The organism is Rhodococcus sp. KB6 (assembly GCF_001445685.1).
Lineage (GTDB): Bacteria > Actinomycetota > Actinomycetes > Mycobacteriales > Mycobacteriaceae > Rhodococcus_F > Rhodococcus_F qingshengii.
Window position 1 is genome coordinate 869,780 of sequence record NZ_LNAK01000134.1, and the last position, 14,953, is coordinate 884,732.

A 14,953-nucleotide genomic window follows, 5' to 3' on the forward strand; every position below is an offset into this window, starting at 1 on the left:
GTCAGACCTCGTCGTCGTCTGCATCGTCGATCGCGAAACCGAAGGACTCGCCGCGTCGGTACCCATTGGTGCGGATGCAGACGTGCCCCTCGGGCGCCAACGGTTCACCACACAGCGGGCACGGCGCGCGTCCCGCCGCGATGACGCGTTCGGACCGCAGCGAAAACTCGCGCGCTTGCTCCGGAGTCAGGAACACACGGACTGCGTCCGGACCGTCGTCGGCGTCGTCGAGGACAACCGATTCGTCGAACTCCGTCTCGCTGACGGCAAGCAGCTCCACGACGACCGCCCCGGCATCGGCGTCCCAACCGAGCCCCATCGTGCCGACCCGGAACTCCGCGTCGAGTGGTGTGACCAGCGGGCTGAGGTCGGAGACGTCGTCGGCTTGTGGCGGAACCTCGGTTCCGAAGCGTCGATGTACCTCTTCGAGGAGTAAGCCCATGCGATCGGCGAGGACCTGAACCTGCTGCTTCTCTAGCAGCACACTCACCACCCGTGATTCGTGCACGGCCTGGAGATAGAAAGACCTGTCACCGGGTTCGCCCACCGTTCCTGCGACAAATCGGTCAGGAGTGCGAAATACGTGAATCGCGCGCGACATTGCACCTCCTCGAGTTCGAGCAGAACATCACTGAATACCCATTATCCGTCACAGCTCACGCACCGACCTCTCCGCCGGGGACGGACTCCTGCGCGGGAGCCGAACCGTTGGTCGCGGCCTTCGCTGCACCGATCGCGGCGAGTACGTCTCCGGTGTCGTTGACGCGAAGAACGAACGGCAGTGTCGCCGTGTAGCGAATCACACTGACCGAGGCGGGCTCGGCGACGATGCGCTGGAACGAATCGAGATGCATCGCAAACGCGTCGGCGAGAACCGATTTGATGACGTCACCGTGCGTGCACGCGATCCAGACGACGTCCTTGCCGTGTTCTTCGGCCAGCCGTGCGTCGTGCTCTCGGATCGCGGCAACGGCTCGCGCCTGTACCTGGGCCAGCCCTTCACCGCCGGGAAACACTGCACCGGAAGCGTGGCGCTGCACCACTTTCCAGAGCGGTTCTTCCAAGAGTTCCTTGAGCGGGCGACCCGTCCAGTCGCCGTAATCGACCTCGATGAGGCGATCCTCGACCACCGGCGTCAGACCACGGTCGACGGCAATGGGGCCGACCGTCTGCTCACACCGCAACAGCGGCGAGCGGACGATCTCCGCGATGTCCAGACCGACCAGCCGATCGACGACGCCTTCGGCCTGTTTCCGGCCGTGGTCGTCGAGTTCCACACCCGGCGTTCGACCGGCCAGGGTATGGGCAGTGTTGGACGTCGACCGCCCGTGCCGCAGTAGGACAACTGTCATTCCACAACCCTAATGGGGCGGTGGCCGCACGGACGGGTGGTCGACGTCGAAACGGGCCCTATGTCGCGGACACGACCCCTGTGGCCAGCAACGCAAGGACGACTACGCCGAGAGCGATTCTGTATCCGACGAACCAGTACATGGAGTGATCGACAACAAATCGAAGCAGCCAGGCGATCGCTGCGTAACCGACCGCGAAGGCGATGACGGTTGCCACCAGCAACTGCGGACCGCTCGCGTTCAGACCCTCACCGGCCGGCTCGAAGGCATCCGGGAGGCTGAACAAACCGGAGGCGAGAACTGCCGGAATCGCCAACAGGAACGAGTAACGGGCTGCGGCCTCACGGGTGAGTCCGAGGAAAAGGCCGGCACTGATCGTGCCACCCGAACGTGAGACACCCGGGATGAGCGCGAGCGCCTGAGCCGAACCCATGATGATGCCGTCACGCGCTGTGAGCGATTCGATCGGGCGCGTCTTGCGTCCGTAGTACTCGGCAGCAGCGATGACGAGCGCGAACACGATCAGCATCGTGGCAATCAGCCACAGATTGCGTGCGCCGGTACGGATCTGGTCTTTGAAGAAGAACCCGAGGATGCCGACCGGGATGGTGCCGATGATGACGTACCAGCCCATCCGGTAATCGAGATCGCCCCGGTGCTCGGCATTGAACACACCTCGGAACCAGGCAGTGATGATCCTCACGATGTCGCGTGCGAAGTAGATCAGGACCGCCAACTCGGTGCCGAGCTGCGTCACCGCGGTGAACGATGCGCCGGCGTCACTGCCGAAGAATATCTCCGACACGATTCGCAAATGTCCGGAAGACGAGATGGGCAGGAACTCGGTCAAGCCCTGCACGAGGCCCAGGATCACGGCCTGGAGCCAGGTCATCGCTTCGCCCATCACTCACCGATCCCGGCTGATTCGAATGGGGTTACTGCACACAGGTTTCGTGTGTCGGGTTCACGTTTCACCGGCGCCACGCTACCGGGGCCCACGGCGCCGCGCCGCGCCCGGCACGTCCGTGTCCGAATACCCCGACTCGAGGCGACCGCCTACTAGTCTGCACGTGGTGAGATCTCTCGGGTGCCGCACTTGCGCACACGAGTCGGGCGCGAGATGCAGGCGGTTATGAAGCACAGATCTGTCGGAACGAGCGGACTTCGGGTCTCGCGACTTGGGCTCGGCACACTGACATGGGGACGCGACACGGACGGCGACGAGGCTGCTGCGCAGCTACTCGCGTTCGCCGAGGCCGGCGGAACCCTGGTCGACACCTCGCCCGCCTACGGCGCCGGTGCGGCGCAACGGATCCTCGCCGAGTTGCTCGACGACGTCGTTCCACGTGACGAACTCATCATCAGCTCGAGCGCCGGCATCGACCCCACACCGATCGGCACCGACCGCGTCGACTGCTCGCGGCGCGGATTGCTCCGCCAGCTCGACGCGACTCTTCGTGAACTCGGAACCGACTTCCTCGACATGTGGCAGGTCGCAACCTGGGATCCGCTCACGCCCGTCGACGAGGTTGCAGCAACCCTCGACTACGCCGTCTCGAGCGGCAAGGTGCGGTACGTCGGAGTTCGCGGCTACCTCGGCTGGCAGCTCGCGACGGCCGTAGGAGCCGGTGGCGCAACAACACTCGCCGCGACGCAGGCCGAGTACTCGTTGCTCGCACGCGGCGTCGAGGAAGAATTGTTCGCAGCGGCGGCCCATCACGGCGTCGGAGTGTTCGCCGCAGTACCCCTCGCGGGCGGTGTGCTGACCGGCAAGTACCGCGACGGCATTCCCGTCGATTCCCGCGGCGCCGACGAAGCACATTCGCAGGATGTGCAGAGCTATCTGACCGATTCCTCGATCCGGGTGGTCGACGCAGTCGTTACCGCTGCCGACGGTCTGGGTACTTCCCCACTGGCGGTGGCACTGGCCTGGGCGCGCGATCGCGCCGGGGTGGCCAGCGCCGTCGTCGGCACGCGTGATCTCGCCCAGTTGACAGGAGTACTGGCAACCGAAGAATTGGAACTTCCGAAAGCGATTGCCGCGGCTCTCGACGATGTGAGCGCTTGATCTGTCCCGCTGATCGAAATACCGGAGGTATCGCGTTGGCGAGGGCAGGCTAACCTAGTAGGCAACGCTTGACTACAGCCTCAGGAGAATCAATGACCACGCTCGACGTAGACAGCCTTTCCGCAGACGCAGGCCCAGCCTTCTCCGAACGAATCAAGACCGAGACGGACGCAGCACACCGCGAGACGGAGCAGTCGCGATTCGTAGGCGCACTACTCGGCGGTGAGCTGACCACGGCTGGCTACGCCGCACTTCTGGGACAGACGTACCTCGTCTACACGAGCCTCGAAGAGGCCGGCCGCACACACGCCGACAACGAGTTGGTCGCCCCGTTCCTGTCCGAGGATCTGTTGCGCGTGGCTTCACTCGAGGCCGATCTCGAGTTCCTCGGCGGACCGAACTGGCGCGACGAACTCGTGGCACTGCCGGCAACCGAGCGCTACATCGCCCGCCTGAAGGAGGTGGCGTTCGACTGGCCTGCCGGCTTCGTCGCACATCACTACCTTCGGTACATGGGCGATCTCTCGGGCGGACAGATCATCCGCCGGATGCTCGAACGCGCCTACGGATTCGAGACCGACGGACTTCGCTTCTACATCTTCGAAGGCATCCCCAAGCCGAAGCCTTTCAAGGACGACTACCGCTCGAATCTGGATGCACTGCAGATTCCCGCCGAGGAACAGCAGCGTTTCATCGACGAGGTGAATCTGGCGTACCGCCTCAACGGCGACCTGTTCGCCGACCTCGAAGGCGACATCGAGAGCTACCTCGTCAAATGATGAAGCGCTTGGCCGCGGCGGCTCTGGTCGCAGCAGCCGGTTTCGGTCTGGTGGCTTGCGGGTCCAGCGACACTTCGACGACATCTCAGGGTGCCAGGACCGCGGTACTCGAAGATTCCAGCCCGGTTCCCGTGTCCGACAACCCGACCGCGACACTGCCCGTGACGGTGAAGAGCTTCGACGGCGTCGACGTGACCATCACCGACAACAGCCGGATTGTTGCGGCCGACCGCTACGGGACGCTCGCGACGACGACGGTGGCGCTCGGCCTCGGTGACAATCTCGTCGGCCGCGACACCGCCGCCAAGTTCCCCGCGGTCGCGGACGTGCCGGTTGTCACGGTCGGCGGCCAATCGCTCAACACCGAGGCAATTCTCGACCTCAATCCCACCGTTGTTCTCACCGACACCAGTATCGGGCCCAAGAGCGTCCAGGATCAGTTGCGCGCCGCCGGTGTTCCCGTCGTCTTCTTCGATCCGACCCGAACACTCGAGGGTGTGCCAGGACAACTCCAGGCCGTCGCCGACGCGCTCGGCGTCCCTGCCCAGGGCGCGGCGCTGGTCGACCGGACCGAATCGGAAATCGCTGGAGCTCGTGACCTGGTCCCCACCGAGGGCGATCCACTGAAAATCGCATTCCTCTACATGCGCGGATCGGCCATCACCATGATCGGCGGTGAAGGGTCCGGAGCAGATTCCTTGATCGAGGCACTCGGCGCCACCGATGCAGGAACCGCCTCGGGCATCACACAACAGTTCGTGCCCATCACCAGCGAAGCGCTCATCGCCGCAGCGCCTGACGCCCTGCTGATGATGACGGACGGATTGGCATCGATCGGCGGAATCGACGGCCTCGAAAAGGTCCCTGGCATCGCTCAGACGCCGGCTGGAAAGAACAAACGAGTAGTCGACATGGCGGACGGTGTACTGCTCAGCTTCGGGCCGAACACCGGACGCGTCATGGCGGCACTCGCCGAAGCGATCTACGAGCCCGGTGGATCGTGAGCAAAGATTCGTGAGTGCTGATTCGTGAGTACAGAGACAGGTAGTTCCGAAGCAGGTAAGACTGTGTCCGCAGCCGAGGATTCACACGACGTCGGGGGCGCCGACAAGTCGGCGTCTGGCCCCGCGTCGCGGTCGCGGGTGAGTGCGGTTCTGGTCAGCTTGACTCTCGCCCTGGTGATCGTCGCGGTACTGTCGGCGTGCATCGGCCAAGTTCCGACGTCGCCTCTCGAGGTTTTGGGCAGCATCCTGCATCGCATCGGGCTCGACCTCGGTCCGATGCCCGCCCATCCCAGCGGTGAAGTGACTTTGTGGGAGGTTCGTTTCCCCCGCGTCGTGCTCGCCATCTGTGTCGGCGCGGCGCTGGGATGTTCCGGTGCGCTCCTGCAGGGTGTGTTCTCCAATCCGCTCGCAGAACCCGGAGTGATCGGAGTGTCTGCGGGCGCGGCAGTTGGCGCGAGTGCTGTCATCGTCGTCGGGGGAACGTTCGTGGCCGGCTGGGCCGTTGCTGCGGCTGCGTTCGTCGCCGGGCTGGTCACCACCGCGGCGGTCTACCTTCTGGCTCGGCACGAAGGCCGAACCGAAGTAGTGACGTTGGTGCTGACGGGCGTCGCGATCAACGCGTTCGCCGGCGGGCTCATCGCGTTCTTCACCTTCGTCGCCAGCCCGTCCGCTCGCGATCAGATCGTGTTCTGGCAACTCGGCTCACTCAACGGCGCTTCCTGGAACGCAGTCCTGATCGTGGCGCCGATGACCGTCGTCGGGATCGCCGCGACCATGATGATCGCCCCACGTCTCGACCTGCTGGCGCTCGGTGAACACGCGGCCCGTCATCTGGGCGTCAACGTCGAACGGCTTCGCCAGTTCGCGGTACTGATCGTCGCTCTCTTGGTCTCGGCGAGTGTTGCCTTCACGGGAATCATCCTCTTCGTCGGCCTGGTCGTTCCGCACCTGATGCGCATTCTCGTCGGACCTGGCCACCGCGCGCTGATTCCGGCGAGCGCCCTCGCCGGCGCACTGGTTCTGCTTGTCGCAGATCTGGGCTCGCGGTCGCTGATCGACAACGCAGACCTGCCCCTCGGAATGCTGACCGCTCTGGTGGGCGGCCCCTTCTTCTTCTGGCTTCTCCGACGCACGCGCGCGCAACAGGGCGGGTGGGCATGAGCAGCCTCGTAAGAAACTGGCGCGAACTGTTCGGCCGCGTCACCCCCGAACCGAAGAGCCCAGCCATCGGTGATGTCACCCTCGAGGCGCGCGACATCACAGTCGAACGCGGTGGTCGGCAGATTCTGGAAGGCGTGTCCATCGAAGTCCGGGCAGGCGAGCTAGTCGTTCTCGTCGGACCGAACGGCGCCGGTAAGTCGACTCTTCTTGCGGCGTTGGCCGGTGATCAGCCCGTCATCGCTGGGCGGGTGGACGTTGACGGCACCGACCTCACTCAGTGGTCGCCGATCGACATGGCGCGCCGACGCGCGGTGCTCCCCCAGAAACACACCATCGGATTTTCGTTCAGCGCTCGCCAGGTGGTTCGTATGGGACGTGCGCCATGGACCGGAACTCGCCGAGAAGACCGCGACGGCGCTGCTATCACCGCGGCGATGAAGACCTGCGATGTCGAGGGGTTCGCCAATCGGCCGTTCGCCGTGCTGTCCGGCGGCGAGCAAGCGCGGGTCGCGCTGGCCCGGGTACTGGCACAGGAAACGTCGACCATCCTGCTGGACGAGCCGACTGCAGCTCTCGACCTCGGACACCAGGAAGCGGTGATGTCCGTGGCGCGCGCTCGCGCTGCGGACGGCGATGCCGTCGTCGTCGTTTTGCACGACCTCGCGTTGGCAGCGGCGTACGCGGATCGGATCGTCGTGCTCGAAAACGGCCGCATCGCCGCTGACGGTCCCCCGGAATCGGTGTTGCACGAAGAGCTTCTGACCCGCGTCTACGGTTATCCGGTCGAGGTGTTCCCGCATCCGACAACCGGAGCAACCCTGGTCATCCCGCGCCGAGAATTCACCGAACAGAATCGATGATCGATCCCAGCCTGTTCAGGACGGCTCTCACCGTCGGCAGGCTGCGGCCGTCTCCCTCGCGAACTCCGTCACCGGGACCGGGCTGTGACCAATCAGCCTCCGTGGACAGAACTGCGTCGCGGACCACACCGGCGATGCTTCGCTCGTCGGTCAGATCGATGTCGGTCACCGATCGCTCCGCGGTGGCGACAACGTCTGCAGGGGTCGGCACACTGTGCTCGCAGTATTCGCCGTATACCTCGACGAACAGCATGCTCTTTCGTACGCGGAACGCGAAAGTTCGACCGTCGGACCTGCCGAAACCGTGTGCATGGGCGCCGACGGTGAGGTCCTCGATCTCGAAGCCCGGCCGCGCCGGTTCGGGCGACTGCGCGCCGGAATCGGTGGGTTCTGTGGGAATCACAATGATCTCCTCGGTGATTGCAGCGTCAACCGCAATCGCTGTTCGTACGGTATCGCGTCAAGGGTGTGAGCGGAATGGTCGGTAGTTCCTCGACGCGATGAACGGCGCCCGACTGCGATCAGGGATGATCGATGACAGTCGCACTGCGTGAAGAACAGATGACAAGAAAAAGAGGAACTACACATGGCTCGCCTAGGGATCCGCACCACTGCAGCAGCAATGGGGGCGGCGGTTCTGCTGGTCACAGGATGTTCTTCCGGAGATGGCGGAGACGACCTCATCACGATCGATCCCGCAACGGCAGCGGTCTCACCGGCCACCACCAGCACCCCGGACGGCGTGGTTCACCCGTATTCAGGTCTGATCGATTCCATCACATTCGACCCGATCACGCGCAGCGCTGTTCTGGTTGCCAACGACCCACGATCGGTGCTGGTCGTTCCTTCGGACAGTTTGGCCGGCGCCGACCCCGCCTCTGCAGGTCGTCCGACAGCCCTGGATTCCGACGTACGCGACGTTTCGATCGGCTCTGACGGTAGCGCTCTTCTGTCGATGGATCGCCAGGTCGTGAAGCTGAATCTGACTTCGGGCGAACGGACGTCCATCCCGGTAGACGGGCAGGCGAATTCAGCGGTCGAACTCAACGACGGCCGCATCGCGATCGGCACGGACAATGGTTCAGTTCACATCGTCGACCCGAAGACCGATCAGTCACAGACGGTTTCGGGATTCGCATCCGTCGACGAACTCGCGGTCACCGGCGACAACCTGAGCGCCCTCGATCACCGTCAGACCTCGCTGACGGCGATCAATCTCGAAGACGGCAAACTCGGCGTCGCTCTTCGCGCCGGTGAGGGCGCAACTCATCTGGCCACCGATCGCTTCGGACGCATCCTTGTCACCGACACCACCGGGAACGAACTGCTCGTCTTCACTGCCGATCCGCTCCTGATGCACCAGCGCTACCCCGTCGGCGAGTCGCCATACGCCGTCGCCTACGACGAGGCCGCGGATCGGGTGTGGGTGACACTGACCGCGACCAATGAAGTGGTCGGCTTCGATCTGTCGTCCGGCATCCCCGTGGAGACCGGACGGTTCAAGACGGTGCGACAGCCGAATTCGTTGGCCGTAGACTCTTCCAACGGCAATCTGATCGTCGGATCGGCAACCGGTGACGGGCTGCAGGTCATCCCGTCACGGGAGAACTGATGGAAAAGCGTACGCGCGGGATCCCCGCGCAGTGGGAGACGTCGGACGACAAGTTCGACTATGTGCCCCTTCGACTACCGCCGAATGTTTCGCGGGTCACGGCGTCGATGCGTCTGGCGATCTCCGCCGAGTTCGGCGGATGGGAACTCTCCCGAGTCCGTCTCTACCCCGACGGCAGTCGTCGCGTGCTCCTCAAGCGAAAGAAGACGCCGCTGCACGTGACCGATCCGGACGGCATTCAGCACTGATCGTCCAACAGACGACCAGGGCCCGCCGCTGTCGAAACCGCTGACAAAATCACACCATCGAAGAGCTGGAGAATCGTGTACCAACTGCTGCTGAGCCTGATGTTCCGGGTCCCACCGGAACGCATCCACCACATTGCCTTCACCGCGATGAAACTGGTGACACGGTTCGCTCCCCTTCGCTGGCTGGTCGCAAAAGTCCTTGTCGTCGACGACCCGGTTCTGCGGAGTCAGGCATTCGGTCTGACGTTCCCGGCACCTCTCGGCCTCGCCGCAGGATTCGACAAGGACGCCACCGGCGTCGACGCCTGGGGCCCGTTGGGATTCGGTTTCGCCGAGGTCGGAACAGTGACGGCCCAGGCTCAGCCCGGTAACCCCGCGCCGCGTCTCTTCCGTCTTCCGGCCGACCGCGCTTTGATCAACCGGATGGGCTTCAACAACCACGGCGCTGGTCACGCGGCGAATTTCCTGCGACAGCGCCGCGTCACGGTCCCGATCGGTGCCAACATCGGCAAGACCAAGATCGTCGAAGCCGCCGACGCCGCTGCCGACTACACCGCCAGCGCGCAGCTTCTGGGTCCGCTGGCCGACTTCATGGTCGTGAATGTCAGCTCGCCGAACACGCCCGGACTCCGTGATCTGCAGGCCGTCGAATCACTGCGCCCGATCCTGCAGGCCGTGCTCGACACCGTCAGCGTGCCGGTACTGGTGAAGATCGCGCCCGACCTCTCGGACGAGGACGTCGACGCGGTCGCCGATCTGGCAATCGAACTCGGGCTTGCCGGAATCGTCGCGACCAACACCACGATCCGTCGCGACGGTTTGAAGACCCCGGACGCCGAGGTAGCTGCACTCGGCGCAGGCGGGCTGTCCGGTGCACCGGTCGCCGAGCGCTCACTCGAAGTACTTCGGCGCCTGTACGTCCGAGTGGGCGACAAGATGACCATCATCTCGGTCGGCGGTATCGAGACGGCCGATCAGGCGTGGGAACGGATCCTCGCCGGCGCGACACTGGTGCAGGGATACACCGGCTTCATCTACGGCGGACCGTTCTGGGCTCGCAGCATCCACAAGGGGATAGCCAAGCGGGTCCGCGCAGCGGGTTTCTCGTCGATCGCCCAGGCTGTGGGAGCTGAGAACCCTCGCTAGAAAGTGCTGTGCGCCTTTATTAACCGCCCGCGGTTAATAAAGGCGCACAGCATAGTGACTATTCGACCTCGAACGTCCCGGTCAGGGTTGCACGCGCAATCGCGTGATGGAACACGTTGAAACCGAGGAACGCCGGCGACGAATCAGGGGTGACTCCGTCGAGCGCCTCCACGTCGAGGGCATGCACCGCGACGATGTAGCGATGCGGACCGTGCCCGGGAGGCGGGCCTGCACCGATGAAACCGAACCCACCACCGTCGTGGCGGAGGGTGACGGTTCCGGCGGGCAGGACATCGCTGTCCGCCGCGCCGGCACCGGCGGGGAGCTCGGTGACGGAAGCGGGGATGTTCGCCACGGCCCAGTGCCAGAACCCCGACGCAGTCGGTGCGTCCGGATCGAACACCGTCACGACGAAGCTCTTCGTCTCGGCCGGAAAGCCGGACCACGAGAGCTGCGGTGAGATGTCTTCGCCACCGGGGACACCGAAGGCTCCACTGGCCTGAGCAAGCTTCAGCGGCTGGCCCGCAGTGATGTCGTCACTGGTCAGCTCGAAACTCGGCAACTTCGGCAATGGTTCGTACGGATCGTGCGCCATGCGAATCCTTTCTGTGACAAGAGAGCTCGATGTGCGTCGAGCTCACGGATCTATCTACGTGCTCGTCAGGAATTGAGCAGGAAATGTTCCAGAACACGTGTCCCGAACAGTAGTGCGTCCACCGGAACTCGCTCGTCGACGCCGTGGAACAGCGCGCTGAAATCCAGCTCGGGCGGCAACTGCAACGGCGCGAAGCCGAAGCAGCGAATGCCCAGTTTCGCGAATGCCTTCGCGTCGGTTCCGCCGGAGAGCATGTACGGAACTGTGCGAGCCTCCGGATCGTGGGCGAGGATCGCCTCGTTCATGGCGTCTACGAGGTGGCCGTCGAACGTTGTTTCGTACGAATCCAGCTTGGTGATCCACTCGCGGGTCACGTCGGGACCGATCAGTTGGTCCACCGTTCGCTCGAATTCGGCCTGACGTCCCGGCAGCACGCGGCAGTCGAAGACCGCCTCGGCCGTCTGCGGAATGACGTTCGCCTTGTATCCGGCCTTGAGCATCGTCGGGTTCGCCGTGTCACGGAACGTCGCGCCGATGATGTTGGCGATCGTGCCCAGCTTCGCGAGAGTCCCGTCGATGTCGGGTGATCCCGGATCGAAGTCCAATCCGGTCTCCTCGCCGACGGCGGTCAGGAACTCCGCGACCGAATCCGAGATCACGATCGGGAACTGGTGGGCAGCAAGCCTCGAGACCGCGCCGGCGAGTGTCGCGACTGCGTTGTCGTCGTGGAGGAAGGAGCCGTGTCCGGCGCGTCCCTTGGCAGTCAGACGCATCCAACCTAGGCCCTTTTCCGCAGTCTCCACGAGGTAGAGCCGGCGGTCGGTTCCGTCAGGCCGCGGAACCGTCAGCGAGAAACCGCCGACCTCACCCACGGCCTCGGTCACTCCCTCGAACAGATCCGGGCGGTGCTCGACCAGCCACTGGCATCCGTACTTTCCGCCCGCTTCCTCGTCCGCCACGAAAGCGAACACCAGATCACGCGGCGGTACGACGCCTTCCGCCTTGAACTGTCTGGCGAGGGCCAGGATCATCCCGACCATGTCCTTCATGTCCACGGCGCCGCGCCCCCAGACGTAACCGTCCTGGACGGTGCCGGCAAAGGGATGGACGCTCCAGTCGGCGGGCTCGGCCGGAACTACGTCGAGGTGACCGTGAAGCATCAACGCACCACGACCCGACTCGGCTCCCTTCAAGCGAGCAAAGACATTTCCTCGGCCGGGTGCTCCGGACTCGACGTATTCCGTCTCGTAACCGACTTCTTGAAGCTGCGCGGCAACCCACTCCGCGCACGCACGCTCGCCTTTGGTGGTTTCGAGTTCTCCCGTGTTCGAGGTGTCGAAGCGGATGAGGGAACTGACCAGTTCGACTACTTCTGCTTCGGCTCTGCTCGGATTCGGATTATTCGGGGTTGTGGTCATTCCACTTTCCTACCATCGAATCAAACGACGCGGGCGACCGGAATGCCCCGCAACCTGGCGATTTGGGGCAGCTCACCTAATCGGATACTCTTTCCCAGCACCGAGAAATCGGGGCCGAGTCCGAGTGGCGGAATGGCAGACGCGCTAGCTTGAGGTGCTAGTGTCCTATTAACGGACGTGGGGGTTCAAGTCCCCCCTCGGACACTCGAATACAGCAGAAAGACCCCAGCCTGATCAGGCTGGGGTCTTTCTGCTGTGCGCCTTTATTAACCCCCGGCGGTTAAAAAAGGCGCACAGCAGTGGGGCGATTTGGGACCTGGGGATGGCATCGGATACTCTTTCCCAGCACCGAGAAATCGGGGCCGAGTCCGAGTGGCGGAATGGCAGACGCGCTAGCTTGAGGTGCTAGTGTCCTATTAACGGACGTGGGGGTTCAAGTCCCCCCTCGGACACTCTGTGTTGAGACAGACAGGAAAAGCTCCGGTTCATCGAACCGGAGCTTTTCTCGTAATTGGCGAAGTTCCCGCACCAGGGAACAGTCCGCGCGAGCGGCGATCGAGATGGAACAGAAGTTCGAAGTGGATACAGACACCAAGAAGTCGGATGCACTGCAGGCAGATTCGCTGGAAACAGCCGATTCAGAATCTGCTCGAGCCGAACTCACCGGCCTCGACCCCGCGGAACTCGAAATCTGCCTGAAGGTCCTTTCCGAAGCCGCCGAACTCGACGACGAGCATCCCGATTCGATCACCATGCAGCGCGCTGTCGGCCATCTGTTCAAGCGGCTCAAGAAGAAGCGTCGCCTCGCCTCGCGCGCAGCCGTCAACGAAGCCGACCGCCAAGTAGTCGCTGCGACTGCCACCGGTTCACCGGATCGCATCGACGACGAGACCGCAGGCATTCCGATCAAGTCGAACACCGCCGGCGCCTCCGCCGGAACGCTCATCAAGGCGCGGCCGTGCTACATCTGCAAGCAGCGCTACACCGCAGTCGACGCCTTCTACCACCAACTGTGCCCCGATTGCGCTGCCACCAGCCGCAGCAAACGTGATGCCAGCACTGATCTCACCGGCCGACGCGCACTTCTGACCGGCGGCCGCGCGAAGATCGGCATGTACATCGCGTTGCGCCTGCTGCGTGACGGCGCACATCTGACCATCACGACGCGATTCCCCAACGACGCGATCCGCCGATTCAAAGCGATGGAAGACAGCAACGACTGGATTCACCGTCTGCGCATCGTCGGCATCGACCTCCGCGACCCCGCCCAGGTTGTTGCACTCGCGGATTCCGTTGCCGCGCAGGGTCCACTCGACATCCTCATCAACAACGCCGCGCAAACCGTCCGACGCTCCCCCGGTGCCTACGGCGCTCTGGTCGACGCCGAGTCCGGAGCGCTGCCCGCCGGTGAACTGCCTGATGTCCTGACCTTCGGCAAGACGAGCGACGCTCACCCCGCGGCTCTGGCCGGATCGCTGTCGGATGTCGCAAGCATCACCTCCGGAAATCTGTCCGCCGACGCGGTCAGTTCACTCGCACTCGTCGCCAAGTCGGCTTCACCCGATCGCATCGAGCAAGGCATCGCCATCGACGCCGGCGGGCTGCTGCCGGACCTCGCGCACACCAACAGTTGGGTCCAGACCGTCGAGGAGGTCGATCCGATCGAGCTTCTCGAAGTCCAGCTCTGCAACTCGGTCGCGCCCTTCATCCTCGTTTCGCGCTTGCGCCCGTCGATGGCCGCGGCCGCTGCACGACGCAAGTACGTCGTGAACGTTTCCGCCATGGAAGGCCAGTTCAGCCGCGCGTACAAGGGCCCTGGCCACCCGCACACCAACATGGCCAAGGCAGCACTGAACATGCTGACCCGCACCAGCTCCAAGGAAATGCTCGACGACGGCATCCTCATGACCGCCGTCGACACCGGTTGGATCACCGACGAACGCCCGCACTTCACCAAGATGCGGTTGGCCGACGAAGGTTTTCACGCACCACTCGACCTCGTCGACGGTGCCGCCCGCGTCTACGACCCCATCGTTCAGGGTGAACTGGGCGTCGACCTGCACGGCTGCTTCCTCAAGGATTACAAACCTTCGCCGTGGTGATCGGCAGCACGCCGCATTCGTGATGGGCAGCACCCAGCCGCCCCGATGTGGCGATCTCGTCACCCCCAAACCCCCGTGTCGAGTAGCTCATTTCAGGTAGAGCACAGCATTGCAGGCGATAATGGAGCCGACACTGCTCACCGACTCGGAGGAACCATGACGATCGCCGTCGTACACAAGGACAGCCCGGAAGGCCGTGCCGCAATCGTGGCCGCTGCACGGGAATCCGTGGGTCGAAGCGAGGAACTGCTGGTTCTGCACGTCCTGGACGACGTCAACATCGGAGGCACGGTCAACCTCGGAGACACCGAGGACGATAGGGCCGCTCTTCGCGGCGAGATCCAGTCAGCGCTCGACGCCGGTGGATTCTCGGAGACGAAGTGGGATCTGCGCACCACCGAGCACGACGGCGATCCGGTTACCGCACTCGTCGACCTGGTCCACGACGCGGGTGTCGATCTCCTGATCGTCGGAACACGCCGGATGTCCCCCATCGGCAAGTTCCTCCTCGAACGCCCGCTGCAACGCCTGTTGCTCGAAGTCGAGGCTCCGATCCTCGTCGTCAAGGAGCCCCTCCCCGCCGAGTGACCGCGGTCACATCACTTTCG

Annotated in this window: 16 protein-coding genes and 2 tRNA genes; 12 read left to right on the top strand and 6 right to left on the bottom strand. The window is 63.9% G+C overall.

Annotation, left to right across the window (positions count from 1 at the left end):
• Position 1: 1 nt before the first annotated feature.
• From ASU23_RS23845 to ASU23_RS23855, 3 genes are read right to left on the bottom strand one after another with little or no spacing between them, the layout of a single operon-like run.
• On the bottom strand, positions 2-601 hold the full coding sequence (locus ASU23_RS23845) for a DUF3090 domain-containing protein (RefSeq protein WP_003946200.1): 600 nt from the start codon (positions 599-601) through the stop codon (positions 2-4).
• 55 nt (positions 602-656) lie between these two features.
• Complete coding sequence (locus ASU23_RS23850) at positions 657-1,352, bottom strand: histidine phosphatase family protein (RefSeq protein ID WP_003946173.1); 696 nt, start codon at positions 1,350-1,352, stop codon at positions 657-659.
• A 58-nt stretch (positions 1,353-1,410) separates the two neighbouring features.
• Positions 1,411-2,256 (bottom strand): undecaprenyl-diphosphate phosphatase, encoded by an 846-nt coding sequence (locus ASU23_RS23855; protein ID WP_030537531.1) that lies wholly within the window; start codon positions 2,254-2,256, stop codon positions 1,411-1,413.
• 228 nt (positions 2,257-2,484) lie between these two features.
• Here ASU23_RS23855 and ASU23_RS23860 point away from each other — a divergent pair, with 228 nt between their 5' ends.
• The 5 genes from ASU23_RS23860 (at position 2,485) to ASU23_RS23880 (ending at position 7,224) form a co-directional block, all read left to right on the top strand.
• Positions 2,485-3,420: an aldo/keto reductase gene (locus ASU23_RS23860; RefSeq protein WP_003946175.1), complete on the top strand. Its 936-nt coding sequence runs from the start codon at positions 2,485-2,487 to the stop codon at positions 3,418-3,420.
• Positions 3,421-3,512: 92 nt separating this feature from the next.
• Positions 3,513-4,199: a heme oxygenase (biliverdin-producing) gene (locus ASU23_RS23865; RefSeq protein WP_003946162.1), complete on the top strand. Its 687-nt coding sequence runs from the start codon at positions 3,513-3,515 to the stop codon at positions 4,197-4,199.
• Positions 4,196-5,203 carry a hemin ABC transporter substrate-binding protein gene (locus tag ASU23_RS23870; RefSeq protein ID WP_042450998.1) on the top strand — a complete coding sequence of 336 codons (1,008 nt, stop codon included), beginning with the start codon at positions 4,196-4,198 and terminating at the stop codon, positions 5,201-5,203. Before ASU23_RS23865 ends, ASU23_RS23870 begins: the two co-directional genes overlap by 4 nt.
• A 63-nt stretch (positions 5,204-5,266) precedes the next feature.
• The gene (locus ASU23_RS23875) at positions 5,267-6,364 is read left to right on the top strand and encodes an iron ABC transporter permease (protein WP_030537529.1); all 1,098 of its coding nucleotides are present in this window, start codon (positions 5,267-5,269) and stop codon (positions 6,362-6,364) included.
• Positions 6,361-7,224, top strand: coding sequence for a heme ABC transporter ATP-binding protein (locus ASU23_RS23880; RefSeq protein WP_058038816.1), 864 nt, complete (start codon positions 6,361-6,363; stop codon positions 7,222-7,224). Before ASU23_RS23875 ends, ASU23_RS23880 begins: the two co-directional genes overlap by 4 nt.
• Here ASU23_RS23880 and ASU23_RS23885 read toward each other — a convergent pair.
• Positions 7,205-7,627 carry a hypothetical protein gene (locus ASU23_RS23885; RefSeq protein ID WP_007733387.1) on the bottom strand — a complete coding sequence of 141 codons (423 nt, stop codon included), beginning with the start codon at positions 7,625-7,627 and terminating at the stop codon, positions 7,205-7,207. The genes ASU23_RS23880 and ASU23_RS23885 overlap by 20 nt on opposite strands.
• Positions 7,628-7,810: 183 nt before the next feature.
• Between ASU23_RS23885 and ASU23_RS23890 the strand changes: the two genes are divergently transcribed.
• From ASU23_RS23890 to ASU23_RS23900, 3 genes are all read left to right on the top strand, one after another.
• Positions 7,811-8,836 carry a lipoprotein gene (locus tag ASU23_RS23890; RefSeq protein ID WP_042451002.1) on the top strand — a complete coding sequence of 342 codons (1,026 nt, stop codon included), beginning with the start codon at positions 7,811-7,813 and terminating at the stop codon, positions 8,834-8,836.
• Positions 8,836-9,084, top strand: a complete 249-nt coding sequence (locus ASU23_RS23895) for a DUF5703 family protein (protein WP_003946171.1) — start codon at positions 8,836-8,838, stop codon at positions 9,082-9,084. Before ASU23_RS23890 ends, ASU23_RS23895 begins: the two co-directional genes overlap by 1 nt.
• A 75-nt stretch (positions 9,085-9,159) precedes the next feature.
• On the top strand, positions 9,160-10,230 hold the full coding sequence (locus ASU23_RS23900) for a quinone-dependent dihydroorotate dehydrogenase (RefSeq protein ID WP_054187384.1): 1,071 nt from the start codon (positions 9,160-9,162) through the stop codon (positions 10,228-10,230).
• Positions 10,231-10,288: 58 nt separating this feature from the next.
• Here the strand turns inward: ASU23_RS23900 and ASU23_RS23905 are convergent, their stop codons facing one another.
• Both ASU23_RS23905 and ASU23_RS23910 read right to left on the bottom strand, forming a co-directional pair.
• Positions 10,289-10,825, bottom strand: a complete 537-nt coding sequence (locus ASU23_RS23905; protein WP_054827756.1) for a YbhB/YbcL family Raf kinase inhibitor-like protein — start codon at positions 10,823-10,825, stop codon at positions 10,289-10,291.
• A gap of 65 nt (positions 10,826-10,890) precedes the next feature.
• Positions 10,891-12,243, bottom strand: coding sequence for a M20/M25/M40 family metallo-hydrolase (locus tag ASU23_RS23910; RefSeq protein WP_003946170.1), 1,353 nt, complete (start codon positions 12,241-12,243; stop codon positions 10,891-10,893).
• Between the two features lie 118 nt (positions 12,244-12,361).
• Here ASU23_RS23910 and ASU23_RS23915 point away from each other — a divergent pair.
• From ASU23_RS23915 to ASU23_RS23930, 4 genes are all read left to right on the top strand, one after another.
• A tRNA-Leu gene (locus ASU23_RS23915) sits at positions 12,362-12,447 on the top strand.
• A gap of 162 nt (positions 12,448-12,609) precedes the next feature.
• Positions 12,610-12,695: transfer RNA gene (locus tag ASU23_RS23920), tRNA-Leu, on the top strand.
• Positions 12,696-12,803: 108 nt separating this feature from the next.
• Positions 12,804-14,345: an SDR family NAD(P)-dependent oxidoreductase gene (locus ASU23_RS23925; protein ID WP_074447104.1), complete on the top strand. Its 1,542-nt coding sequence runs from the start codon at positions 12,804-12,806 to the stop codon at positions 14,343-14,345.
• A gap of 156 nt (positions 14,346-14,501) precedes the next feature.
• Positions 14,502-14,933 carry a universal stress protein gene (locus ASU23_RS23930; protein ID WP_003946198.1) on the top strand — a complete coding sequence of 144 codons (432 nt, stop codon included), beginning with the start codon at positions 14,502-14,504 and terminating at the stop codon, positions 14,931-14,933.
• Positions 14,934-14,953 lie beyond the last annotated feature (20 nt).